This window comes from Methanolobus tindarius DSM 2278, from assembly GCF_000504205.1.
In the GTDB taxonomy this organism is placed as follows: Archaea; Halobacteriota; Methanosarcinia; order Methanosarcinales; family Methanosarcinaceae; genus Methanolobus; species Methanolobus tindarius.
On record NZ_AZAJ01000001.1, the window covers coordinates 2988083 to 3013761 of the forward strand.

At 39.6% G+C, this 25679-nt stretch carries 18 protein-coding genes; 9 read left to right on the forward strand and 9 right to left on the reverse strand.

Annotated elements, in window-relative coordinates; all coding sequences use genetic code 11:
* The 3 genes from METTI_RS14100 to pncB all read right to left on the reverse strand — a co-directional run bounded on the left by METTI_RS14100 (position 1) and on the right by pncB (position 3919).
* A complete protein-coding gene (locus METTI_RS14100) occupies positions 1 to 696 on the reverse strand; it encodes a GTP-binding protein (RefSeq protein WP_023846504.1) in 696 nt (231 codons plus the stop codon).
* The gene (locus METTI_RS14105) at positions 693 to 1928 is read right to left on the reverse strand and encodes an ABC transporter substrate-binding protein (RefSeq protein ID WP_023846505.1); all 1236 of its coding nucleotides are present in this window, start codon (positions 1926 to 1928) and stop codon (positions 693 to 695) included. Before METTI_RS14105 ends, METTI_RS14100 begins: the two co-directional genes overlap by 4 nt.
* Before the next feature lie 782 nt (positions 1929 to 2710).
* Positions 2711 to 3919: a nicotinate phosphoribosyltransferase gene (gene pncB / locus METTI_RS14110; protein ID WP_023846507.1), complete on the reverse strand. Its 1209-nt coding sequence runs from the start codon at positions 3917 to 3919 to the stop codon at positions 2711 to 2713.
* A 177-nt stretch (positions 3920 to 4096) separates the two neighbouring features.
* Between pncB and METTI_RS14115 the strand changes: the two genes are divergently transcribed.
* Positions 4097 to 4924, forward strand: coding sequence for a winged helix-turn-helix domain-containing protein (locus tag METTI_RS14115; protein WP_023846508.1), 828 nt, complete (start codon positions 4097 to 4099; stop codon positions 4922 to 4924).
* A gap of 22 nt (positions 4925 to 4946) precedes the next feature.
* Here the strand turns inward: METTI_RS14115 and METTI_RS16030 are convergent, their stop codons facing one another.
* From METTI_RS16030 to METTI_RS14135, 4 genes are all read right to left on the reverse strand, one after another.
* Positions 4947 to 8819: a methyl-accepting chemotaxis protein gene (locus tag METTI_RS16030; RefSeq protein ID WP_023846509.1), complete on the reverse strand. Its 3873-nt coding sequence runs from the start codon at positions 8817 to 8819 to the stop codon at positions 4947 to 4949.
* 216 nt (positions 8820 to 9035) lie between these two features.
* On the reverse strand, positions 9036 to 9377 hold the full coding sequence (locus METTI_RS14125) for a hypothetical protein (RefSeq protein ID WP_023846510.1): 342 nt from the start codon (positions 9375 to 9377) through the stop codon (positions 9036 to 9038).
* 112 nt (positions 9378 to 9489) lie between these two features.
* Positions 9490 to 11955 carry a DUF3656 domain-containing U32 family peptidase gene (locus tag METTI_RS14130; protein WP_023846511.1) on the reverse strand — a complete coding sequence of 822 codons (2466 nt, stop codon included), beginning with the start codon at positions 11953 to 11955 and terminating at the stop codon, positions 9490 to 9492.
* A gap of 5 nt (positions 11956 to 11960) precedes the next feature.
* Positions 11961 to 13490, reverse strand: a complete 1530-nt coding sequence (locus METTI_RS14135) for a small ribosomal subunit Rsm22 family protein (RefSeq protein WP_023846512.1) — start codon at positions 13488 to 13490, stop codon at positions 11961 to 11963.
* A 313-nt stretch (positions 13491 to 13803) separates the two neighbouring features.
* Here METTI_RS14135 and METTI_RS14140 point away from each other — a divergent pair, with 313 nt between their 5' ends.
* The 4 genes from METTI_RS14140 (at position 13804) to METTI_RS14155 (ending at position 16462) form a co-directional block, all read left to right on the forward strand.
* Entirely contained in the window at positions 13804 to 14121 is a 318-nt protein-coding gene (locus METTI_RS14140; RefSeq protein ID WP_023846513.1) for a B12-binding domain-containing protein, read from the forward strand.
* Positions 14122 to 14196: 75 nt separating this feature from the next.
* Positions 14197 to 14598: a tetratricopeptide repeat protein gene (locus METTI_RS14145; RefSeq protein WP_023846514.1), complete on the forward strand. Its 402-nt coding sequence runs from the start codon at positions 14197 to 14199 to the stop codon at positions 14596 to 14598.
* Positions 14599 to 14645: 47 nt separating this feature from the next.
* Positions 14646 to 15740, forward strand: coding sequence for a DUF7544 domain-containing protein (locus METTI_RS14150; RefSeq protein ID WP_023846515.1), 1095 nt, complete (start codon positions 14646 to 14648; stop codon positions 15738 to 15740).
* A 110-nt stretch (positions 15741 to 15850) separates the two neighbouring features.
* Positions 15851 to 16462, forward strand: coding sequence for a Maf family nucleotide pyrophosphatase (locus METTI_RS14155; RefSeq protein WP_023846516.1), 612 nt, complete (start codon positions 15851 to 15853; stop codon positions 16460 to 16462).
* Positions 16463 to 16522: 60 nt separating this feature from the next.
* On the opposite strand, the gene METTI_RS14160 is transcribed toward METTI_RS14155, so the two are convergent.
* Together METTI_RS14160 and METTI_RS14165 are read right to left on the reverse strand one after the other, a co-directional pair.
* Entirely contained in the window at positions 16523 to 17398 is an 876-nt protein-coding gene (locus tag METTI_RS14160; RefSeq protein ID WP_156916294.1) for a DUF7490 domain-containing protein, read from the reverse strand.
* Between the two features lie 83 nt (positions 17399 to 17481).
* Positions 17482 to 18291 (reverse strand): COG1361 family protein, encoded by an 810-nt coding sequence (locus METTI_RS14165; RefSeq protein ID WP_023846518.1) that lies wholly within the window; start codon positions 18289 to 18291, stop codon positions 17482 to 17484.
* Between the two features lie 187 nt (positions 18292 to 18478).
* On the opposite strand from METTI_RS14165, the gene mtaA reads away from it, so the two are divergent.
* The 4 genes from mtaA (at position 18479) to METTI_RS15430 (ending at position 25339) form a co-directional block, all read left to right on the forward strand.
* Positions 18479 to 19510: a methylcobamide:CoM methyltransferase MtaA gene (gene mtaA / locus METTI_RS14170; protein ID WP_023846519.1), complete on the forward strand. Its 1032-nt coding sequence runs from the start codon at positions 18479 to 18481 to the stop codon at positions 19508 to 19510.
* A gap of 154 nt (positions 19511 to 19664) precedes the next feature.
* Complete coding sequence (locus METTI_RS14175; protein ID WP_023846520.1) at positions 19665 to 20576, forward strand: ATP-grasp domain-containing protein; 912 nt, start codon at positions 19665 to 19667, stop codon at positions 20574 to 20576.
* Positions 20577 to 20876: 300 nt separating this feature from the next.
* Positions 20877 to 22928 carry a methyl-accepting chemotaxis protein gene (locus METTI_RS15425; protein ID WP_023846521.1) on the forward strand — a complete coding sequence of 684 codons (2052 nt, stop codon included), beginning with the start codon at positions 20877 to 20879 and terminating at the stop codon, positions 22926 to 22928.
* A 341-nt stretch (positions 22929 to 23269) separates the two neighbouring features.
* The gene (locus METTI_RS15430) at positions 23270 to 25339 is read left to right on the forward strand and encodes a methyl-accepting chemotaxis protein (RefSeq protein WP_023846522.1); all 2070 of its coding nucleotides are present in this window, start codon (positions 23270 to 23272) and stop codon (positions 25337 to 25339) included.
* Positions 25340 to 25679 lie beyond the last annotated feature (340 nt).

Here is a 25679-nt window from a genome sequence, read left to right on the forward strand (position 1 = left end):
TTAGTCATCTCCTCTGAAATTGACCAGTTTTGAAACACCTATCTGCCTGTCATCACCTATTTTTCTCTCACCAAGACAATATGAACACAAGGCACCAGGCATGGTAAACCTGAGCGTTGCTCCCTGTAGTGTATCAACTGAACTGGTTTTTTCAACCTGCTTTGCAAGGTAGAAACTACCCTGTCCCGTGACACCATTGATGTGGATAATCATTGCCCCTGGATTTACCTGTCTAACTCTATAGGCAAAGACCTCACGCTCTGCCTGTGATACAATATCACCTTTGGTGATGACAACTATGTCTGCAAGTTTTAGCATTGGTCCAATCTTTTTAGGTGTATTGACACCGCTGAGATTGTCAATTACACAGATTGCCATGACATCTTTGATATGTGGTGAACACCGGTTGCAAAGACCTGCACTTTCTGTAATCAGGAAGTCAAACTTCCTGTCTTCAGCCCATTTCAGAGCTTCTTCAATATTACTCACAAAAAAGTGATCAGGACATAGCCCTCCAGAAAGACCGGTTCTGACAGGGATGCTGTAAGACGAATAGAGCTCTTCGTCCTGTGAAGACAGGCAATCGAATTTTACAACGCCAACTGTGAAACTTTTATTCCTGAGATCTTCAATTGTCCTGACAATTATGCTGGTTTTTCCTGAAGATGGAGGACCTGCTACAGTAACAAGTCTCAAACCACACCTCCGGTTGTCATGAACTGTTTGTTGAATACCTCAGCAATCTCTTTTTTGAGTGCACCGATATCATTGTTCAGCAGAAAATCCCATCCAAGCCAGTAGAGTGAACCTACATCGTCCATTTTATTTTTGACTTCCGGGTTTGTAGTCGGGAAGAAAGCCCTGGCAGAAATCTCACCGAATTTCTTTCCACACAGGAAATCAGTAATTTCCTTTACCCTTTCAGTTGCTTCCTTTTTGACCAGCATCTGCACCGGACTTACTATCGCACCTTCCTTTGGTACGGTGATTGAGACCCTGGACTTGTCCTTTATTTTCATGGCAAAGAAATGAGGCATGATATACATTGGAGGAACATCATTCTTCTTGCTGTCTACCATCTTCACCATCTGGGATGGGTGCAGTCCCAGATAAATTGATGATGCCAGTTTTTTAATTCCTTCTGTACCATACATCTGGTAGAACGGAAGCAATACACCGTTACAGAAGAATCCATTCTGGCCACGCATGGCAACCTTGTTCCTGAATTCCTCTTTCAAGATATCTTCCCATGATTCTGGTTTTGGGTTATCTCCCATGAGTTCATCTATTGTAACAAGAACAAGCAGATTTCCCGAAACCATGGTAAATTGTCCTCGTGGGTCAGCAAAATCAATTGCTTCAAAATCAAGGTTCATTGGAGATGGACCAAGGTCTGTAAAACATTCATGACTCAGGAAGTTTTCCTGGAATGGTTTATGGTAGAAACTGTTAATGTCAGAACTGATGATTATGTCCGGTAATTCTTCAACCGAGGTGACCGAGTCCATATACGCATAATAGGAAAGTTCATGATTAACATTTCCTTCTACTAGTGAATGGAGTACATTGCCTGTTTGTTTGCTGTACTCGGCTGAGAATTCATTAAGAGCACGGTTAAAGGGCATTTTCATGCCACATGGCAAAAGTGCAAGCATTGTGAGCTCTTTCTGTCTCTGCGGAGCATCTGCAAGAGTAAAATCCCCTTTTGCTTCATTGTCTGCCACAGCCTGATTAAGTAATTCAATAAATGAATCCTTGTTTACTGATACCATTGAAAGAGCAGTTTTTAGTTTCAGTAATGGTCCGAGTTGCTCGAGAACATTCTTTGTCTCGAATTTTCCCAGACCATGCTGCTTGAATATTTTCAGTAAAAAGGGATATTCGCTTAATATCTGGTATACGCTCATTGTTTCATTAATTTTTTCCATATTATTTCCCCTTGATACTATTTCGTGTTTTGTAGTTCTTAATTCTTACAGCCTGAGTTTGTGGTCTGTTTTGATTATCAGGTACTCTAATAGTTATACAAACATATAAGTATTATCATATAAGAAACACATTTCCGGTTAAACGATCACTTTTTGATAGTTAGTCGCTATTCTGTGATTATCAGATAAAATATCTCAAAGATTACTGCTCTACATCATCATTATGATATATCAATTTATGGATATATTTATTAAGTATTAAAATGTACCAGAATTAGTCAACAAACACATAAAAACGGAAAAACGATGATAGTGAAAGATAAAGTTATCCCGGTTTCTTAAATCTCCCCTCAGACCATGTCCATAATCGGACGCTATAAACTTGTATCTTTCATTTGACAGCAGAAGTGGAGTATGAGCGGATGGGGCTGTGTTTGTTGATGGGGTTATTGTCTCACAGCTTTTTTGGTTATTTTCAATTTTTCAGGTATCGGATATGATATCAACTACATATACAGCATTTATATTCCATAAACTATCCTCAAAGTGTGTGTACACCACAAAAATAATATCTTATTAAGTATCATTATTTCAGAATGTTTATATAGTACGGAAACTAATATTAAAATGGTGAGTGCTTTATGAAAACCAGTACATATGTCGAAATTAAGAAAGGTTTTTTGATATTTATGGTATATGTTTTTCTAATGGTATCACTGGGAATTATGTCACAGGTTACTGGATTTATTTAACCCTGGCATATTTTATTAATCGGTCTTTTTCTAGTCATCAAGTCCTTTGCGGCCAAATATGTAATTAGCAACGCGCAGTGCGTCTTTATCTCCTGTCTCTTTGCCTTCATCATCGCTCAGTTTTACAACCGGTATATCATTGATACTGTGTAATTTGATGACCATATTCAGAGGAGGACTTGAACGGAAAAAATCATAGTTGTTTGTAAGACTTGTACCTATTCCGAAACTGCAGTTTATGCGTCCCTCGCATTTCTTCTTAATCTCAATGGCAACTGAAGCCGAAAGTGAATCACTGAAGACCACAATTTTTGTCAGAGGATCAATTCCCATTTTTCTGTAGTGTTCAATCACCCTGTCTGCAAAGACAAGCGGGTCACCACTATCATGTCTTACACCATCGTAAAGTTTGGACAATTTCAGGTTGAAATTCCTGAAAAAAGGTTCCGAACCAAAAGTGTCCGAAAGAGCAATACCAAGATTTCCCTTGTAAACATTTACCCAGTTCTCCAGTGCAAAAAGATTGGCATTTCGCATTCCCATAAGGGCTGAAGTACCCATTATCCATTCATGGCCTATTGTACCGATAGGTCTGACACCATATTTCTTCGCAAGAAAAACGTTACTTGTTCCTGAGAATGCCCTGCATTGATGCAATACCCCAACAGCTATATCATGTATTTTGAAGCTGCGTCTCCTGCGTGTTCCAAACTCTGAAAAACTACATTTGTTCTCCTCAAGCTCCCTGCCGATATTCTCCATGAGTTTGGCGTAATCCTGTAATTGTTCGTCATAAGTCCTGCCTGTATCAGGATCTGTGTTTTTCCATTCGCTTTCAACCATATCAAAGTAAAGTTCGGAAATTGTTGACATAAGAACAATTTCCCAGAGAATGCTGCTGTGCCAGGGCCCTTTTACCACAAGGTCAAGATTATTGTCTTCAGTCAGGGACACAGAAACTTCAGAAGGATCAAAACGGTAGTTTCTGAGATATTCAACATAACTGGGTTTAAAGAAAGGACATTCTGCTTTCAGCCAAGTATATTCATTATCTGTCAGGCGGAATAAAGGAATCTCTTCCTTGATAAGTCTTTTAAGCTCTTCCACAAATTCCGGTGTGAAGCGTTGTCCTCCCCGGTTGGTGAATCTGTATTCTGCGGTTGCCTGCGGGAACAGCTCAAGGACTGCCATCTGCATGGTCAATTTGTATAGGTCATTATCCAGTACTGAGCAAATCAAGTTGATTCATCCCCATAAGTCAGTAATAAATACTTGCTGTAAAGCTTCTTACATGCCTACACTCTTCATCTATATATCATGTTTGATTGCGTTCACTATTTTTTCTGCGAATCCAATCATCCTGAATCTTTCTGGAAATCAGGTTAGTATAGATTAATATAGTTTAATAACATGTTTATGTACCAGGCTGAAAACGGAAGGATATTTTTGAGTAGTAATGCAAGCAGTGATGATAAAGCCGCGGCTAATATTGCGGAAAACGTCTATCTGGAAGAGTTCAGAAGTCTTAGATCAGAGATAAAATCCCTGAAAAAAGATGTCAACAGGGCACTTGAAATATCAGGTCACAGATATTCGGATGCTCTTTTCATGGAAATGAAAGGCGGACTTTCCAGGCCGGTCATCCAGTACATGATGGCTGATGCGAACGAAAATCTTTCAATCGGACTTGATTCCAGCTGTAAGAATGGGGAATCATGTAAATCTGCTTTTTCAGGTCTTCTTCAGGAAATGGCCTTGCTTTTGCTTGAGGATAGGGTAAATGAGGTCTCTCTGGCAGAGTTCAGAGAAAGATTTGAAAACCTTAAAGAAATGGCAGTTTTTGAGAACTGTGACAACTGTCTGGAAATTACAACACGGATATTTGAAAAACAGGTGGACCTCATAAGATCCTTTAGCATATCTCCGGTTGAGGAACAATCTTCTGTGGTTTCCATGGACATTGAAAATATCTCTGATGAGATAGTAAGCCAGATCTGTGAACCGCTTGCCAACAGGCAAAGACTCTGCATTCTTCGACTGCTGAACTCATCTGCCCGGAGCTTTTCCGATATATCAAAATCCACAGGCCTCAGAGGCGGAAACCTCCTGTTCCACATACAGAAACTTCTTGATACTGGGATGATAGTCCAGCGAAGTGAACGCGGAGATTATATGATCACAAGAAAAGGTCATATGACCTTAAAAGGAATGGCTGAGCTTTTTGAGAAGCTCAGCAAAATATGACACCTGATTTTCTGACTTGAAATCAAACAAGCATGGTATTAACACTGTCATTGCCTTCTGCCTGTTTTTCCCTGGAAGATTTTTTAGTGGTTTTGCTGACCTTGAATTTGGAAACCAGAACCTGCATATCAGCAGAAATACTTGATAATACCTGTGCGGAAGCAGAAAGCTCCTGCATTGATGCTGTCTGTTGCTGTATGGCTGCAGCTGTCTGCTGAGTTCCAGCTGCCGATTCTTCAGAGATTGTAGCAACCTCTTCAATTGATGTTACAACCTGGTCAATAGATGAAGCCTGCTGCTCTGCCAGTGCTGCCATCATCTGGACCATGGTCATAATTTCTTCTCCGGAACTGACAACCTTGCCTATTGACTCGACTGCTTCCTCAAGAGATTCATATCCTACAGCAACTTCAGTGTTCACCTGTTCCATTGAGGTTACTGCACCATTGGTTCCATCCTGCATCTCATGAATAAGGGTTGCAATTTGTTTTGCAGCGTTACCGGAATCTTCTGCAAGTTTCCTTACTTCATCTGCAACAACAGCAAATCCACGTCCGTGCTCTCCAGCCCTTGCAGCTTCAATGGCAGCATTAAGTGCCAGCAGGTTTGTCTGGTCTGCAATATTGGTAATGAGATTAACAATCTCATCTATACGACTTGATTTTTCAGCCAGGGCATTTATCTGGTTTGCAGAATCACCAGAGGCATCTCTTATGCTATTCATTTTGAGTTTAAGGTTATTGGCAATATTTCCAAGATTCTGTATAAGCTGGTTTGAGGTAACAGACGTTTTTGCAGTTTTATTAGAATTCTCGGCAACTTCCTGAACTGCATTTGTCATTTCATCCATGGATTTTGTAACCTGTTCAGTCTTCATGGATTGTACCTGTGCACCCCTTGCCATTCCTTCTACAGTTGATGATATTTCTGTAGCTGCAGAAGTAAGTTCTCCTGATGATGCTGATATCTGCTCTGCTGTAGCAGCAACATTTTGTGCTGACTTCAGCATGTTACCCACGATATCATTCAGAGCCAGTCTACAGTTCTCAACTCCTTCTGAGAGTTTCCTGAATTCTCCGACAGCTTCCACTTCCACTTCTCTTGTAAGGTCATTGGATGCAATAGCCTCCAGAACTTCATTTGAATCTTCTATAATAGCCTGCAATTGGTCGCCGAACATATTCAGTGTATCGGAAAGTTTCTTAAAGTCACCACGGGCTTCTATGGCAGTTCTGCTGTCAAGTTTACCATCGGCGTAATCATGGATTATTCTGGAAGTTTCTTCAATCGGAGTCACAATTGCGTCCAGGCAATTATTTACACCCTCAACAATCTTCCTGAAATCTCCTCCATGTTTTGACGCGTCAGCTCTTGTTTCAAGTCTGCCTTCAACACCTGCATCCGCAAGCATAATTGCATCTTCAACGAGCATGTTCACAGCATCGATACAGAGATTGATGTTATTCTTAATCTCGTTGAAATCTCCCTGATACTCATCTGTTATCTTATCAGGAATGTTACCTTTTGAAATTCTGTCAATGTATTCTGCTGCAACATTGAGTGGTCCGATAACTGCATCCAGTGTTGAATTCACACCTTCAATTATAGTCCTGTAATTTCCTTCAAACATTGTCGGGTCTGCACGCTCATCCAGTCTTCCTCCGATGGCTGCATTAACAAGATCTTCAACTCCTTTTGTTATTTCCATTTCTTTACTGATGTCAAGAACATATTCCAGGGCTCCTACCACTTCACCATCTTCATTGCGTAATGCAGTACCGGTATACCTGATTGGAATTGTGCCAGCCGGAAGATTTGCTTTCGTATCTCCTGTACATATCTCACCGGTTTTCATGGCACGGTTAACTCTACATTCTTCCGTGTTACAATGTGGAGTGTTAAAAAGATCAAAACATTTCTGGCCACGACATTCCCCGGTTGTGCATCCAACAGCAGCAGCAGCAGTATTATTCATGAACTGTACATTGAAATCATTGTCAACTATCATAACAGGTGTTGGTATTTTTTCGAGGTAATCAATCTTAACTTTAGCATCTTCAATAGCATTTCTGACTTCAGTTTTGTCAACTACAATTTCAAGTGCACCAACAACTTCCCCTCTCTGATTTCTTATTGGAACGCCGTTATACTCAATGCATAACTCCTGTTCCCCGGGATGTGCAAATGTCTCGCTGCTTTCACTCTGATTGGATTCCATAGCTCTGGCACAGGCACATTTTTCAGTCAGACAATCTCCTGTCTTGAAGTGGTCATAGCACTTTTCACCAACCAGCTCCTTTTTAGAAATTCCAAGTACTTCAGCTCCTGCATTATTTATGTAAGAAATATTGAAGTCCCTGTCAATCAGCATTACCGGAGCTGGTATCTGGTTTATGTGACCAACTAATGTGTCAATAACCCGGTTGATGTTATCAACCAGTTCAGCATATTTCCCATCAAAAGCCTCAGCATTACCTCTTGTGTCTATCTTTCCTATAATAGCAGCGTTTATAAGGGAACCTGTTTCTTCAAGAAGCATACTAAGGGAAGCAATACACAGGTTCAGGTTGTTTTTTATTTCGTTGAAATCACCTTTGTAATCATCGGTAATGATTTCAGGTATATCTCCTTTTGCTATTCTGTCAACATATTCAGCAGTAACATTCAGTGGTCCAATAACAGCATCCAGGCAGTTGTTTACACCCTCGACTACTCTTCTGAAGTCTCCTGCATGCCTACCTGCATCTGCTCTTGTATCCAGTTGTCCTTCAATTCCTGCATTTGCCAGTATCATTGCATCTTCAACAAGTAAATTGACAGCATCGATACACTGGTTCAGGTTATTCTTTATTTCGTTGAAGTCACCCTTGTACTCATCTGTGATTTTATCAGGAATATCTCCTTTTGCTATTCTGTCCACATATTCAGCAGTAACATTTAATGGTCCTATTACAGCGTCCAGACAATTATTTACACCTTCAACAACTCTTCTGAAGTCTCCTGCATGCCTGTCTGCATCTGCTCTTGTATCCAGTTGTCCTTCAACGCCTGCATTTGCCAGCATCATTGCATCATCCACAAGTAAATTTACTGCATCGATACACTGGTTCAGGTTGTTCTTTATTTCGTTAAAGTCACCTTTGTACTCATCTGTGATTTTGTCAGGAATATCTCCTTTTGCTATTCTGTCCACATATTCCGCTGTAACATTCAGTGGTCCTATCACAGCGTCCAGACAGTTGTTTACACCTTCAACAACTCTCCTGAAATCTCCCGAATGCCGGCTTGCGTCAGCCCTTGTGTCAAGCTGACCTGCTATTCCTGCATTAGCCAGTATAAGGGAGTCTTCAACAAGGAAATTCACGGAATCTATACACTTGTTGATGTTGTTTTTTATCTCGTTAAAATCTCCCCGGTATTCATCAGTAATTTTATCAGGAATATCTCCTTTTGAAATGCGGTCAATATATTCTGCTGAAACATTAAGCGGACCTATCACAGCATCAAGGAGCTCGTTAACACTGCCAAGTATTTCTTTTGAAGAACCTTCAAAATCATCAGTTCTTCCCCTTGCATCAAGCTTTCCGTCAACAGCGTTTTCCACCAGACTGGAAATCTCATCCAGAAGAGCAGAACTATCACAGATTCTTGCGGCTTCTTCGAGTTCTTCAACTTTTGTGTTAATGTCTGAAAAACTATCAAGTAAAAGATTTATATGTTCAGCAGCGTCCTGGTTTTCAGAACGTGACTGTGTTTGTATTCTGGCATTTAAATTGCCGTTCATGAATTGAACAAGAACTTCTGTTATTTCGGATTGAAATCCTGTATCTTTTTTAAACATCCCTATCCTTTCCTCAACTGTTAAATTGTTACCCATGAAAATATCCATATACATCTAGCTGGTAGATATTTATAGAATTTTTATATAATTAAGATTTAAAATTGTACTACGCCTTATATATATTTATTTATTCATTGTACTTTATTTATTCATATTGTTGATTTTGTGCACAAAAGTGTATAAAATGAATAACAAATAAGAAAAACTGCATACAATTAAAATGAAGAATAGATGGGATAGTAAAAAGAAAAGTAATTATGCTGAGTTTAATCAGCACTCGTTCCACATTGCATAAACAGACATAACTTCCTGAGCTCTTTCTTGTCCCAGCTTTTCAGTTATCATCTCGATAAATATTGTCATATAATGAGGTTGTACGCATCCAAGACTCTCTTCTCCTGTTTTTATTAGTGAGAGGAGGTACTCAAGATCATCTTTGTTCAGGGCTGATATCCTATTCCTGAAATCCTCTTCATTTTTTGCATAATGGTTTGAAAGAGGGGGTAGTATTGATTTATAGGGTGCTTTTGAGCCTGCACATTCAAGCCCTTCGCACTCAGGAGCTACTTTCTTCAATACTGCTATATCTCTGGGGGAAAGTTCTCTTGCCATGGTAATTACCTGTCGTTTTTAATCAGTACTGTTTGTACTTTTAAGATAGAACCTGTATTATAAGTTACATGAACTATATTGCACTCATGGTTTTTATGTTAAACTATGTCTTTTAAAGAACACCTTTGAAATAATGACCTTCATCATATTCTTCTTCTCTTGTGTTTTTCAGTTTGATAGGCTTCCCATCAAGTGCTTTCCTGAAATTGCGTGTTATGTCCTTGACGTCATCCCTGTCATAAAGTGAGAGGTCAAGCCTTAAAACATCAGCTCCTGTGCCTGATAGTTCCTCTAGTTTATCCAGCATATTCAGGACAGTGGAATTATAGATAAGTGTACGTTCATTCTTTCTCATGACAGGGAATGAACCCTTGGTGTTGTCTATCAACAATACCTCAGTATCCTCATTAATTGTTCCATCCTGAATAAGAGGTTTAAGCAAGTCGTTTTTTGTAACTAGTAAAAGTTCACGTCCGTAAGCCAGAACTTCTACCTGAACATCTGGATTTGTATTCCTGCAAACTGCTTTAGTTTCTTCAAGATTAAGCTCGGTTGAAAGCGTAACACGATAAGCTCCTGAACTTCCAAATGCATTGGCTGTCCAGGCATTAAATGGATTAAACTCTTTTTGTGCTGCAAATCCTGCACCAAGTTCTTTTGCAAGCTGTACTGCTCCATAATTGGAACACGCAAGTTTAAATCCGGCATCAATAACCTGCTGCATGAGTTTTTTGAGTTCCGGCATGTCCTCTTCAAATGAAATGGCAGGTGTTACCAGAACAAGTTCAATGTCCTTTTCTTTCAGTCCCGTTGTCCTGAGGATATTCTCCTCGTTCATCATTTCGCTGAAAAGGGAAATAGGGGCATATATGATGTCTGTTCCTGACTTTGATGCAACTATTACAGAGTCAATATCTGAAACCTCAACACCCAGGAGTGCTTGAGTCTTCTTTTTACCTTTCTTCTTCCTGTCAAATCCTGTGGAAACGTCAGGACAAGGACGATTGCGTCCCTGCATATCAAAACGTGACTCAAACAGTTTATCTACTGCGTCTCTTCTTGTTCCGGAAAGTGCTCCAAGAGGAATGAATATGTTTTCATCTATATCCAGAATTATATCTTCTGCATGGAAAGTGGTATCACCCAGCTTTCCAAGTGCAGTTATTATCTGTTCCCTGCTTGTGGGAGCTTTTTTAGCTTCCTCTACAACATAATCCCCGATAGCTTCAGTTTCAAGACTTTGGCTTTTGACTTTGATCTTCAGTTTCTCCCCTTTACGTGCATGAATAGTTATTGTCAGGGGTGTTGTCATAAGCTCCATATCCTGGAGCCTTTCAAGCATCTGCGGATCCATGGAAACATACACTTCATCTGATTTCCTGACAGACTTACTCGTCCTGGGACTTATCAGCAGGGTTGCAGTTTCTCCTTTATGTGCAATATCAACCGGTTTATCATCAACTAAAATTCCATCAATACGGCATCCTATTATCCTTATTTTAGTGTTGATGCTGATACCATCATTGACCTTGATATCCTGTTCAGGTACAAGTGTCAGTCTTCCCTCTTCTTCGGATTTGACAATGTTTGCAACTTTTCCAAGATAGGCACCGTAGTTTGCACTATATTTGCGCTGGGTTACATCTTCCTCACCAAGCACAAATCCCCTTGTAAAACCCCGGTAGAATAACTTTGCAAGTTCGGTTTCCATTTCCTCAAGTTCTTCGTCTGTGAAGTTCTCTCCGGTTTTGCAAACCTTCTCTGCAACAGCCTTATAGGTTCCTGCGCTGGCAGTCACGTATTCCGGTTTTTTCATCCTGCCTTCGATTTTAAGACTTTTAACACCAGTCTTTATTATATCTGCAAGACCCGGAAATGTACAGAGCTCGGCACAGCTTATTGGATAATTACCTACAATATTGCTGTCAATTAGCTTTCCATCAGCAGACATCCTGAATTGCCGTCTGCATGGCTGGAAACATGCTCCGCGATTTGCACTCCTGTCAGTGATTGCAGTGCTGAACAGACATCTTCCTGAAAATGAATAACAAAGAGCACCGTGGACAAAAAGTTCAATTTCAATATTTGTTCTGTCAATTATGCTTTTGACCTGCCCGGTTGTCAGTTCCCTTGAAAGGATAACTCGTGAGGCTCCTGCATTGCCAATAAAATCAACACCCTGTGGATTGTGAATTGTCATCTGGGTGCTTGCATGCAATGGCAGGTCGGGGAAATGTTCCTTCAGCAGGAAAAAAAGACCAAGATCCTCTAAAATTATGGCATCAATCTTGTAAGAATATGCCTTATGCACAACATTGATAGCTTCCTGCATCTCATGTTGTTTAAGCGGGATATTAAGGGCCAGGAAAACTTTTACTCCATAGGAATGTGCAAGTTCGATATTCTCTCTGAGTTCCTCTATTTTGAAGTTCTTTGCACCCTGGCGTGCATTGAATTCTCCCACTCCAAGATAAACGGCATCTGCTCCTCCTTTGATAGCAGCTCTTAAAGCTTCAGGGTCACCGGCTGGTGCCAGTACCTCAGGAGGCGTGCAGACTGAAATGTTATTAGTATGCATGCAAATCAGTCAGATAAGTTGTAATCTTCAGTTTCGTTCTCATCAACATATTGTGATTCTATAGTAGTACCTTTTCCTACAAGCAGGTTATATGAATCATTTGCTTCATTGTATTTGACAAGCACATTGAATATTTTCACAATACTGCCATATGGTACTTTTGTGAGAATGTCGTTATCTTCAGAAAGGTTATGGGACGGAATAACAGCATAGACAGCTTTTTTCGAACTGCCATCACACACACGGAAAAGTTTGTATTTTTCATCCCCAAGGTCTGCTGACATTACAGAACAAACCACATTGATACGTTTTTTGCTGTGTTTTTCAATTTGTGACAGGCGGGCAAACTTTGATTTTGAAGATAAATTAATGAAGTGTTTTGCAAGTTTGTCCTTTCTGAGTATTGCATAGGAATATTTGATGTCAGTATTGATGTAGCGGTAAGGTTCATCACACTGAGCCAGCTTTTCCATAAGTCTTGTGGGTTTAATATCCTTTTTCTGCTCAAAACTCCAGCAATTTTCAAGAGTGCATTCTCCTGACCATAAAAATGTGCAGGGGCTGTATATCCTGACACCTATTTTCTTCAGCATAATAGTAAGCCTGCGAAGTTCGGTTGAATTTGTTTTGTCCGCAGGTTCAATGATTATGATATTGCCATCCTGTGAAAGTTTTTCAGCCATGCTCTTAACAAGACCTGCTTTCTCATCCAGGCTTAAATCTTTCATTTCATTAAGAACATTGGAAAATACAATAAGGTCAACATTGTCCAGAAGTTTTTCGACATCAAGTTTTGATACATCTGTCCTGATGGGCTCTTTTACCGTGACATTTGATTTAACGGCTGCATATTGTGGCACCAGGAAATTATAAGCTTCTATATTCTCATCGAATAGTTCAACAGAGTGGATCTCAGCTTTGTGGTCATCCAGACGGTTGTACATATCGATAAGTGCTAAAGGAATTGTGCCTGGCCCGCTTCCAACGTCAATTATCTTCATACGGGTCTTTAAGAGTCCGTCCTTTGCCATTTCATATAGCAGGTACTGGAATTGTGTGAAATAAACCGGAAACTGGTATGCCAGATAGCCAAGTACACTGTAGCCTTTTTCATAGCTTATATTCCTGGAACTGCTTTCGTTCCAGTAGCTGGCTTTCTGCATGCGTATAGCTTTTCTTATTTTCTCCATTGTCTGTATATCGTCCCAGTTCTTGCCAGTCTTCTTCTCTATATACTGTTCGATAAGACGCTCAAGTTTTCGGGAAACTGCAGCAGATTTAAAGAACTGCTCGTTCTTTTTAATTTCATCCTCACTAAGTATCATCTGCTTAACGGGAGATGCGCGTACAATACGAAAATCATCATCTTCAGGAATGATATCAACACCCAGATCGAAAAGAACCGGTATAAGTGTCTGGTGTATTTGCTTAAGAGAAGCCTCTTCTTTCAGATAATCCCTTAATTCGGATAGCATGAATTCCTGTTTCATACGTGAAACATATTTAAATGTGGATAAAATCTCCCTGTCTGACATTATGGAATCATAGCCAGTTACCCATGATAAATATGGTGATGGAAAAGGTGATGGAAAAGGTGATGGAAAAGGTGACAAAAATGACTGATGCAAAACCAAGCTGAAATTATGAATTTGAATATATGTTAGCTTGCATGCTATTATCCATTAGGCTTCACCGTGATCTTTATATATGATATAGTTGTAGTCAGATTTAGTTGTCTTAAAACAAGTAAATTGGATATAATCCAAATATCATGGCAACAGATGTCAATTAAATGCACAACAATTTCCTTTGGACGAGGGATTAAATCATTTAAAAAGGACTGTTTATATGGAATCAGAAAAACCATTGTTCCAGAAAATATTGCAAAAAGCACGGGAATCCATTCTTAATTTCGACACCATTGAAGCCGAATCAGCTGTGAGGGAAGCTGTTGATGCCGGCATGGATCCTGTTGATCTTATAGAACTTGGATTTATTGAGGGAATGAAAGAAATTGGAGATCAATATGAGAAGGGAGATGTTCCTCTTTTACATATATTCGCTGCCTCCAGAATTATGGAAAAAGGTGTTTCTCTTCTCAAATGCTGTGCAAATGAGAACAAACTCGAACTAAAAATGTTCGGAAGCATTGCCATGAATACATAAGGCAGAATCCGATCCTGCCTTATGTTCCTTTTTTGAATGTAACATTTATTACTGATAAGTTTCCATCTTTTTATTATGGGAAGTTCTTCCATAGATGAAAACGTCCTGATGCGACAATCAGATATACTGATAGCAGATGGAAATTATGAGGATGCCATATCCTGCCTGGATGTCATTCTTGAAGAAAAACCGGATGATGAAGAAGCCCTTTCCATGAAAGGACTGGCTTTATGCCTGAAGGGTGAAACTAACAGGGGAATTGATATTCTGGAAGAAGCTCTTTCAATAGATCCGTTTTCAAAAAAAGTCCTTATTATTTTTGCAGATGCATGTCTTCATTCATCAATGCTGGAAAAGTCTCTGGAGATCTTAGATAGGGCCATAAGCTATTATCCGGATGATGACGGTTTCATTATGCTTAAAGCCACAATACTGGGTGCTTTGAAAAAAAATCAAATAAATTCATATTTTAACTGAAACCGGAAATCAGTAGTTATATATGTAAACACTTTCTATTTATTTACATGAGCTGGTATGTAGTAGATGTAATTGACAGGGCCGTGGAAAGGACGAGAAGTTTCCTTTTTGAGCCTTTCGACATTACAAAATGGTTAAAGCTTGCAATAATAGTTTTCTTTATTGGAGGCTCCGGAGGGTTTAATGGAGGGGGAAACGGTGGTTCATATGACACATCCGCAGGTGAACCTGATGTCTCCTGGATTCCCGACAGTCTGACTGATTTTTTAAGTAACTTATCCCATCACATTTCATCATTTTCTGACACGACAATGCTGATGACACTTGTTCTGATTTTGCTGCTGATTTTCTTAATAGCAATTATCCTTGGATATATAGGCAGCACAATGGAATTCGTGCTGGTGGAATCTCTTGTAAGCAATGAAGTCAGGATACGTGAATATTTCAAAAAATTTATGGGTAAAGGACTTTCACTTTATGTCCTGCGTCTGGTAATTGTGTTTGCGGTTATTTTAATGATAGTCATTGTTACTGCACCTTTCATATTCCTTATAGCAGAAGGCGATTCAGGTGCATCCGGTGCATTGGGAATAATAGGCTTTATCTTTGCGATTATTGCTGCAGTTATTTTATTCATTATTGTTTTAGGAATAATTGGTTCGTTCATAAATATGGCAATCCCGGTTTCCATGTATCAGGATTCAGGTCTGCTTTCTGCAATTGGAAGAGTATTCAGCCAATTCAAAGCAGACTGGAAGCAAATGGTCATTTATTGGATAGGACGCGGCATTTTAGGTTTTGCCGTTGCCATTATGGCAGGAATCATTGGTCTGATAATACTCGTAATTCTAGTGTTGCTATTAGGAGCAATAGATCTGGCATTGTACTATATTCTCAATATGGTATTATCCGGTACTGTATTGTGGTCACTGTTAATAGCGGTTGTAATCGTGGAGCTATTACTTTTGAGTTTCACATCAGCTATAATCAGGATGCCATTTGCTGTATTCATGAAATATCACATGTTAAGTTTCCTGGAATTATGGTATCAACTTAAAATGCCAATCTTTGACGAACTCCACAGTACTTCAGGCAACGGCCCAGATCAGTGGATTGAAGAAGCTGAGATTATTGATGAATAAGTTTTGATGGTAACGTTGTTACCGTCTTTTTTCCACTTTTATATTTTTACCTTTTCTCCTATTTTCTTTTTACCGGATAACTGATATTATGTGCCAGCCTTCATGTTATCATGAAAAAAGTGATACTTGCTTCAGCGTCCCCAAGAAGAAGTGAACTGCTTTCCACTCTTATTGGTCCGAATTTTGAAATTATAGTTAGTTCCTATGACGAGAAAGAAGTTGAAGATCTGGCTCCTGCTGAACTGGTAATGCATCACTCAAGGGAAAAAGCAATCGATGTTGCAGGAAAACTGAATGAAGGTATCATTATTTCTGCCGACACTGTTGTTGTATATGATGGAACTATTCTGGGCAAACCAGATAACACAGACGATGCCAGAAGAATGCTTAAGGCATTAAGTGGCCAACAGATACAGGTAATTTCCGGAATCACTGTGATGGATATTGCCAGTGGTTCAGCAGTTACAGAACATGAGAGTACGGATATATGGATGCGCCAGATTTCGGATTCTTTAATAAGCAAATACATCAGTACCGGGGAAACCGAAGGAAAGGCAGGTGCCTTTGCCATTCAGGGAAAAGGCGCAATACTTGTTCAAAGAATTGAAGGCGATTTTTTCAATGTAGTCGGACTTCCGCTTTACAGGTTATCCAAGATGCTTGATAAATTTGGAATCAATGTTCTGGATTACTCTTTTGGAAACGGAAACAGAACAAAATAGCAGAATAGTGCAAGTTATTGAATTATCAAATAAAAAAGAAAAGAAAGCCGATCTCCTGGATCAGCAGTCTTTTTTCCAGCGTCTCAGAATTCCCATTGCGCAAAGCACTGCGACAATAAACATTGGTGTTTCAAATCCGGGACTTTCAGCTTCATCTTCTGTAGCTGTTTCTTCCACTGCCTCTTCTTCTGGCATTTCTTCGATAGGTGAAGATGATGCTACAAGAGTGTATGTCGTGGGTGTTTCGAGTTTAAGGTCATGCAGTTTTATTGATGAAGTGGTTGCTGCACTGGAGGTAACTTCACCGTCCACAATAACATCCACATCGAAGCTGTAAGATTCATCTGCAGGAACTGTCATTCTTACAGTGGCTCTTGTCCTCTGGTTATTTTCAAGATTGGAGGCAATTGCACTGCCTGAATATCTTGTGTAATCATCAACAATTGCTGTGACAACCACAGTTATCTTATTCGCCTCATCTCCCTGATTGTAAAGGCCGGGGGATGCTTCAAATATAATATCTTCACCATAGTTAGTTGCCTGAATAGTTTCGATCATAAGGTCAGTAAGTATTACATTTGGAACTTCGTCACTTACGTCACTAACCAGGCGGACATAGGTTGAAGAATCATCCACAAGGCTGCCATCCTCGAAAAGCTCAATAACAACAAGTTGCTCTCCACTTTTTGGAACATTTAAGGAAACTGTCTTGTATGACTGCTCCTGTGCCTTCAGATAGCCAACACTTTCCTCATGTTCTGCAGTAATAAGATTTGTCGAAGGGTCCTTTGATTTCACTTTAAGGCTAAGTGAACCAGTGTCAGTTGTTAATGGGTTCTGTATGTAAGCTGTAACTTTAAGTTCGAACTCTTCGTCAGCCGGTGTCGACATTACATCCACATTGGTGATTACCGGATGTGGTGTTTCTTCGATCATGTTTTGGTTAATGCACCCGCTGGAGACGCAAAAAGCAAAAATGAAAAAGAAAAGCAGAAGGTTCATAACTTTCATGTTATCGCCTACAGCTTGACTGTCAGTATAAGTGTCTGCTCATCTACAACATTATCGCCGTACATAAGTTTGACATAGACATCTGTTTCTCCGTTTGGAGCATCATCCTTTACAGGTATCTGAATACCCTTGGTGTATGATGTTCCGCTTCTGGCCATTGCTTCGTTAATTTCCATTGAAGTATCGTTAGCAATGAGTTCGTTGTCCACGTCAAATTCAACTGTCAGAAGACCCACTGGTATTGTACTCTGTCCATGGTTCTTTACAGAGAATGATATGGTTGCATTTGTTCCTTTCTTAAGTTCCCATGTTTCGGATGATGCTGTACGCAGTGAACTCATGTTCTCAACAAATCCAAGGAACTGGAGTTGTACATCAGGTGTTATTATTACATCAACTGGTACTGACTTTGTCTTTGTAATCTGCTTACCTTCCTCATCCATTCCGGAAAGGTAACTGACTGTCACGGCAGAGTCATTAACATCTGTGTTAAATGCAGGTGCCGTTATTTTCGCATTCAGGACTGATGACTGAGCAGTAGTTTCTTTACCTGCTATGTTCAGTGATCCTGTTCCTGTAACTGTGAATGGTATGAAACCTGAAACAGTTACTGATTCAATTGCCTGTGTATCATTGTTCGTTACTGTAAGCGTTATGTCCTGTTCCTGGAATTCTTTAATAACTACAGGGTTGGTGCTGACAAATACATTGTCAGGACTGACTGGGTCAGCTGACTGCACCGTGTCTGTACATCCGGAAACCAGCACCATTGCCAGTATGGACATTGCTATAATTATCTTTCGGACTAGTTCTGTCATATATAACTACCTCACTTTTGAAAGTACTCAAAAGTTTAAATATTCTTTGTTATTTTTTTCTAATGATATAATAATTTTAAATTAAAAATAAATTGATTTAAGGGTAATTAATCCAAAATGTACACCGGAATTGCTTTCTATGCATTGGTTCTTATAGATATAATTAAACAATATTCTGAGGTCTGACATGTCTGGTTTAACTGCAAAAGAAAGGTTTATCCGTTCCCTTGAAGGAAAAGAGGTGGATAAAGTTCCTGTCTGTTCAGTCACACAAACAGGAGTTGTAGAGCTTATGGAGATTACAGGTTCAAAGTGGCCGCAGGCCCACTATGATCCTGAAATGATGGCAACACTTGCAATAGCAGGTAATACAATTGCCGGACTTGAGGCTGTAAGATTTCCTTTTTGCAATACGGTGATCCCTGAAACCCTGGGCTGTATTTTTAATGAAGGGTCTATAGATACGCAACCTTACCAGCTGGATTTCCCATGCAAAACAAAAGAAGATGCAGCAAACTTCTCAATTCCTGCTGACCTGGCTAAAAGCAGAAGAATTGAAATAATGCTGAAGACTGCAGAGATAATCAAAGACAGGATTTCAGATGATATTCCTCTTGTAGCAGGAATGATAGGACCAGCTTCTATTGCTTTTTATCTTTCAGGTGCAAAGAATTACCTTCACTGGTGTATTACTGATCCGGAACTTTTGAAACGGCTCATGAAGCTTGGGACAGAGATCTGCATTGAATATTCCAATTTACTCTTTGAAAGAGGTGTGGATGCAGTAGTAATCATAGATTCTGAAGCCGGACCAGATCTATTGCCACCACCTCTGTTTACTGAACTTGTTCTTCCAGAGTACCATTTACTAACATCTGAAATGAAAGGTCACAAAATTTTGCATATCTGCGGTGATGCCACAGATATTCTGGATCCAATGGCTAATTCAGGATTTGAAGGTTTGAGTATTGAGGAAAGGACTGATCTTTCCTATGCAAAGAGCATTGTTGGAGACAGGGCCTGTTTAATAGGTAATCTGTCACCTGCTGCTACCCTTTTATCAAAATCAACAGACCAGATAAAAAAGGAAGCAAAACAATGCATTGAGGACGGAGCAGGAATACTTGCACCTGGTTGTGGTATAGCTCCACGGACACCGGTTGAAAATATTAAGGCTTTTGTGGCTTCCAGGGACGAATATTACAAAGAACAAGGTTGAAACGAAACCAGAATCCTTTAATTATATTTTTTGTTTTCTTTTTGTTTTCAATAGTCATATTCTCTTTTTGATTTTGTTCACTTCATCTATGATTACATACAATTTTTATTTTATAATCGCATAATATGTGCAGCCTTCAAAGAGGTTTTATCGATTGAAAGGATGGATACTGTACAAAACTGCTCAGAATTCCCTGAGCCCGGATGCTTATGAAATTCATCGTCTTATAGAGACAGCAGGGAAAAAAGGTATTGATATTGAGGTTGTGTCCCCGGACCTATTTGACCTGCTGGTTACACGTGAAGACAGAAAAAGCATATTGCTTAATGGTGAAGTTGTACCATTGCCTGATTTCCTTCTACCACGTATGGGTGCAGGAACTTCTTATTTTGGAATGGCAGTTATACGTCACCTGGAAAAACTTGGGGTATATATCGTAAACTCTGCGCAGTCAATTGATACTGTAAAGGATAAACTCTATTCACAGCAGATACTTGCAGGTCATAATATTCCTGTGCCACGTACAATGCTTGGAAAATACCCTATCGATGATACACTTGTAGAAAAATACCTGAAGTTCCCTCTTGTTGTGAAGACACTTTCCGGTTCAATGGGAAAAGGAATTTTTTTGTGTGAAAATAAATTACAGTTTAATGATCTGATGGGGCTTATACACGTGACAAGTCCTAAACTGAACATAATCCTTCAGGAATTCATCAAAAGCAGTCATGGAAAGGACCTCAGGGTCTTTGTTGTAGGCGGAAGACCGATTGCATGTATTGAAAGGAAATCAAGTGACAATAATTTCAAGGCTAATTATTCACGTGGAGGACAGGTTTCCAGATTTAGCATGACACCTGAAGTTAAATGGCTTGCAACAGAAACCGCAAGATTGTTCGGACTTGATATTGCAGGCATTGATCTTCTTTTTGATGGAAAACATTTCAGGGTCTGTGAGGCAAATTCATCCCCGGGATTTAAAGGTATTGAAAGTTGCTGTGATATTGATATTGCTGATGAGATATACAATTTCATAAAGATACGTCTTGGTCGCTTTGAAGATTAGTGTCTTAAAGGGAAGTTAAACATTTATACAGTATAATATTACCATATTTTTCTTTTTCAAGATGTATATCGACATTACAAGTTTCATTCTTTCTAGTAAATAAAGAACTGCTTGTTGAAAGTGGGTACTTGAAAGAAAGACGGCAGTTTTATTCCGGGTCCAATTTTACAACACTACTTTTATATAGCTAATATTTATATAATACTGTGTGCAAATGAGTAACATGTGTATTGTATTGAAGGACTTAATTAAGCAATTGCTTAGAGGAAATTAATAATAGAGTTAAAGGGATGCGATCGATTGAATTTTAAAAACATTACAATTAACAAGAAGATCATTGCTTTTGCTTTGATCCTTACTATACTGCCAATGACAGCAGTTGGAATATTTGCTTACGACCAAACAGCCAATGCTATTCGTGAACAATTGCATGAAAGACTTGATGAACAGGTATCCATGGAAGAGCAATATGTAGAAGCGATTTTTAATATTGCCCAGGAAAACCTGGTAGCAAGTGCAGGAGTTGCAGATGAGGCGTTCTATTCGACTGGTGAGCCGACACTATCAGATGGAAATATGGTTCTTGGAGAGGATTACGTTGTTAATGGAAATAATGAAATTGTAGACCATGTCAAAGAACAAACCGGAAGTGAAGTATCCATATTTCAGGTTCAGGATGGATATGCAACGAGAATCTCAACTACAACTACTAATTCAGATGGCAGTCGCGCACTTGGTTCAAGAATATCAGATGAAGTATATACTTCGGTTGTAACCAATGGCAAAACATACACAGGTCGTGCCAGTGTACTGGGCGAGTATTTTTTGGCTTATTACACCCCGGTCAAAGATGCAAGTGGAAATACAATTGGTATCCTTTCAATAGGTATTCCTGAAGAGGTTTATCGTCTAAGGATAAAAGAGCAGATGTCCAGTATTGTTTTTGGTGAAACCGGATACATGTATGTAATGGATTCCAATGGTGATGTGATAATTCACCCAAGCATAGAAGGTGACAACCTCCTTGAAAACGACTTTGCAAAAGAGATGGTTGCTAACAAGGAAGGAAGAGTCAACTATATCTGGAACGGACGTGAGAAAACAGTAAGCTATTCTTATTATCCTGAAAAGGACTGGATAATTGCTTCAGGAACTTATATTGATGAATTTGAAGCACCTGTAAGAGCTATCAGAAATGGTCTTATTGCGGCAATCGTTGTCTTTGCACTTTTGGGTTCAGCAGCTGCACTTCTTATGGGCAGATCCATTTCAAGAGGAATTCAGAAAATTGTTACAGACTTCAAGCAGATATCAGATGATGCGCTGGAAGGCAAAATTAACAGACGTGCAGAGCCTGATGTAGATATTGATTTCATAGCGATTCCGGCAGGTCTGAATGAAATACTCAATTCGCTTACCAATGTTATTAATGTAGTCAGGGATAGTGCAGATAGTGTTGCTTCTACCGCAGAAGAAATGTCTGCTTCTATTGAGGAAATGACTGCTGCTTCAGCAGAAATATCAGATACTGTTGGTGAGATTGCAAAGGGTTCACAGGAGCAGTCCTCCAGGGCCGATGATGTGGCAAAGACCATGAATGACATGACCATCAGTGTCCAGGATATTGCTAACAGCGCACAGAATGCAGCTGAAGCAGCAAATGCTGCCAGGGACTTTATCTTCAATGTAGGCATGCAGTCCAAGGAAATGCTTACCCAGATGGACGCTATTAAGGGTGCCACCAACACTTCATCAAGTGTAATTAAAGAACTTGAATCAAAGTCCAACCAGATTGGTGAGATTGTGGATATTATCACAAGCATTGCTGATCAGACCAACCTGCTTGCTCTTAATGCTGCTATTGAAGCTGCAAGGGCAGGAGAACACGGACGAGGATTTGCTGTTGTTGCAGATGAGGTAAGAAAGCTTGCTGAAAACTCAGGAACTGCAGCATCACAAATCGCAGAATTGCTTACTGAGATTAAAAACGGAACACATGAAGCAGTATCATCCATGGACGCAGGTTCTCAGACTGTAGAAAATGGTGTAGCTGCACTTTCAGGCACAGTTGAAGCTGTGCAGAAAATTGTCGAAGAGAGTAACAGGATAGCTGTAATGGCTGAGAATATTGCTGCTGCTGCAGAAGAACAGTCCGCTTCCATTGAGGAAGTAACTGCCACTGTTGATGAAGTTGCATCCATTTCCCAGGAAGCAGCTGCAGGTACCCAGCAGACTTCAGCAGCAATGGAACAGCAGAGTGCAACAGTACAGGAGATATCCAAGAGCTCACAGTTGCTTGCTGAGATGGCTTCTGATATGCAGGAAATTGTTGGAAAATATGTTACTGAATAATAAGACTGCATACAGGTCCACATGGGCCTGAACAATACACATGAGGGTTGCACCCCTCTACTCTTTTTTTTCTTTTTCTCCACCAGATCTGTTTTATTACTTTAGTTTCTCAGATTTTTTGTCAGATTTAATGCATAATTACTTTTGTATATACATGAATCTCAATAGTATCTTTTCTATATCTTTGAGTATCGAGCTTAAATTTTGAAGAAGTAATTTATGAGAACCAGTATATTTATATAATTATGCAGACTATATAAGTCAGATGATGTGCAATATATACACAATTGCATTTAAGAAATACACTTCATTACCATGAGTAAATTTACGGATGTGGTTCTTTGAATTTAACTAAATCTTTAAATCTTAAAAACGTAACAATAAGCAAGAAAATTATAATATTTGCGTTGATTCTCACAATAGTGCCGGTTACTGCGGTTGGTATATTCGCTTACGATCAGACTTCAAGTGCTATTCATGACTTATTATACGAAAGACTTGATGAACAGGTCATGATGGAAGAGCAGTACATAGATGCTGTCTTTTCAGTAGCCTTAGAAAGCCTGGTTTCAAATGCAGGCGTTGCAGAAGAAGCATTTTATTCACGTGGAAATCCATCGATATCAGATGGAAATATGGTTCTTGGCGAGGATTACGTTGTTAATGGAAATAATGAAATCGTTGACAACGTGAAAAAACAAACCGGTAGTGAAGTATCAATATTTGAGGTACAGAACGGATATGCAACCAGGATATCTACAACCACTACAAATTCTGATGGTAGCCGGGCACTTGGTTCAAGAATATCAGATGAAGTTTATAATACTGTTGTGAATAGTGGAAAAACATACACCGGACGTGCCAATGTTCTCGGAGAGTATTTCTTGGCATATTACAAACCAATTAAGGATACAAATGGAAAGACAATAGGTGTTCTTTCAATAGGTATTCCTGAAGAGGATTATCGCCTTCAGATTAAAGAACAGATGTCTGGAATTGTAATTGGTGAAACCGGTTATATGTATGTAATCGATTCCGAAGGTAATGAGATTATTCATCCGACTATTGAGGGAGAGAGTGTTGCACAATATGACTTTATCCAGGAAATGATTGCAAACAAGGAAGGTAGAATCACTTACACCTGGGAAGGCCGTGAAAAGGTAATGAGCTATGGATATTATCCGGATAAAGACTGGATCATAGCTACAGGAACCTATGTTGACGAGTTTGAAGCTCCTGTAAGAGCTATCAGAAACGGTCTGGTTGGGGCCGTAATTGTTTTCACTATACTTGGCGCTGCAGCTGCAATACTTATCAGCAGATCTATTTCAGGTGGAATCCAGAAGATAGTAGCAGATTTCAAGCAGATATCAGATGATGCTCTTGAAGGTAAGATTAACACAAGGGCTGAAACAGATGTAGACATTGACTTTACAGCAATTCCTTCAGGTCTTAACGAAATATTGAGTTCACTTTCGTCTGTCATTGCTGTTGTCAGCAAGAGTGCAAATGGTGTTGCTTCAACAGCTGAGGAAATGTCTGCTTCCATTGAGGAAATGACAGCGGCTTCAAGTGAGATCTCAGATACCGTTGGTGAAATTGCAAGAGGTTCCCAGGAACAGTCTTCACGGACAGAAGATATTGCAAGAACCATGAATGACATGACAATTGGTGTTCAGGACATTGCAAACAATGCTCAGAATGCAGCAGAAGCAGCAAATTCCGCAAGGGATTTCATTGCCAATGTAGGTCAGCAGTCAAGAGACCTTCTTACCCAGATGGATGCGATACAGAACGCTACTAACAGTTCATCAAGTGTAATTAAAGAACTTGAATCAAAGTCCAACCAGATTGGAGAGATTGTTGACATCATTACAAATATTGCAGATCAGACTAACCTGCTTGCTCTTAATGCTGCAATTGAAGCTGCAAGGGCTGGAGAACACGGACGTGGATTTGCTGTCGTTGCAGATGAGGTAAGAAAACTTGCTGAGAATTCAGGAACAGCAGCTTCACAGATTGCAGATCTGCTTACTGAAATCAAGGACGGTACACATGAAGCAGTAGCTTCTATGGATGATGGTACCAGAACGGTTGCTGAAGGTGTGACAGCACTTACAGGTACAGTTGAAGCAGTTCAGAGAATTGTTGAGGAAAGCGACAGGATTGCCCAGATGGCAGAAAGCATTGCTGCTGCAGCACAGGAGCAGTCTGCTTCTATTGAAGAGGTTACTGCAACGGTTGATGAGGTTGCATCAATTTCCCAGGGTTCCGCTTCAGGTACTGAACAGACCTCAGCAGCAGTGGAACAGCAGAATGCCACCATGCTGGAGATTACCAGGAGTTCCCAGGAACTTGCCCAGATGGCAACTGATATGCAGGAAATTGTTTCAAAATATGTTACAGAATAAGGAATTAATAGGAGTGTCAGGAGTGTTTTTCACTCCTGCTTTTTTATTTTCATAGTTACTTTTCCATATTTATTGGTACTTTTTTTCTCTTCATTCTTTCACTTATTCACTTTTTTCTATTTTCTTATTTTCTTATTTCTTATTTAACAGTCTGTTGCCAATGATTTTATATTCTAGTTCCGTCTTTTCGTTACCTGTGCGTCAAATGCGTCAATTATAAGTATTTGAAATGTAAAAATATCTAATTGTCAGTATATAAATATAGGATCATTTTGGAAGATCCTCTTGGGTCTGACATTACTAAGCCGGAAAGATGAGAATAGACATGGAGAAGTTGATA

What these genes read in the sequence shown, in the direction of transcription:
- METTI_RS14105 (WP_023846505.1), bottom strand. Translation starts at nt 1,928, where the DNA reads ATGGAAAAAATTAATGAAACAATGAGCGTATACCAGATATTAAGCGAA.
- METTI_RS14160 (WP_156916294.1), bottom strand. Translation starts at nt 17,398, where the DNA reads ATGATCGAAGAAACACCACATCCGGTAATCACCAATGTGGATGTAATG.
- METTI_RS14140 (WP_023846513.1), top strand. Translation starts at nt 13,804, where the DNA reads ATGGAATCAGAAAAACCATTGTTCCAGAAAATATTGCAAAAAGCACGG.
- METTI_RS16030 (WP_023846509.1), bottom strand. Translation starts at nt 8,819, where the DNA reads ATGTATATGGATATTTTCATGGGTAACAATTTAACAGTTGAGGAAAGG.
- METTI_RS14150 (WP_023846515.1), top strand. Translation starts at nt 14,646, where the DNA reads ATGAGCTGGTATGTAGTAGATGTAATTGACAGGGCCGTGGAAAGGACG.
- METTI_RS14115 (WP_023846508.1), top strand. Translation starts at nt 4,097, where the DNA reads ATGTACCAGGCTGAAAACGGAAGGATATTTTTGAGTAGTAATGCAAGC.
- METTI_RS14165 (WP_023846518.1), bottom strand. Translation starts at nt 18,291, where the DNA reads ATGACAGAACTAGTCCGAAAGATAATTATAGCAATGTCCATACTGGCA.
- mtaA (WP_023846519.1), top strand. Translation starts at nt 18,479, where the DNA reads ATGTCTGGTTTAACTGCAAAAGAAAGGTTTATCCGTTCCCTTGAAGGA.
- METTI_RS14125 (WP_023846510.1), bottom strand. Translation starts at nt 9,377, where the DNA reads ATGGCAAGAGAACTTTCCCCCAGAGATATAGCAGTATTGAAGAAAGTA.
- METTI_RS14155 (WP_023846516.1), top strand. Translation starts at nt 15,851, where the DNA reads ATGAAAAAAGTGATACTTGCTTCAGCGTCCCCAAGAAGAAGTGAACTG.
- METTI_RS14135 (WP_023846512.1), bottom strand. Translation starts at nt 13,490, where the DNA reads ATGTCAGACAGGGAGATTTTATCCACATTTAAATATGTTTCACGTATG.
- METTI_RS14130 (WP_023846511.1), bottom strand. Translation starts at nt 11,955, where the DNA reads ATGCATACTAATAACATTTCAGTCTGCACGCCTCCTGAGGTACTGGCA.
- METTI_RS14145 (WP_023846514.1), top strand. Translation starts at nt 14,197, where the DNA reads ATGGGAAGTTCTTCCATAGATGAAAACGTCCTGATGCGACAATCAGAT.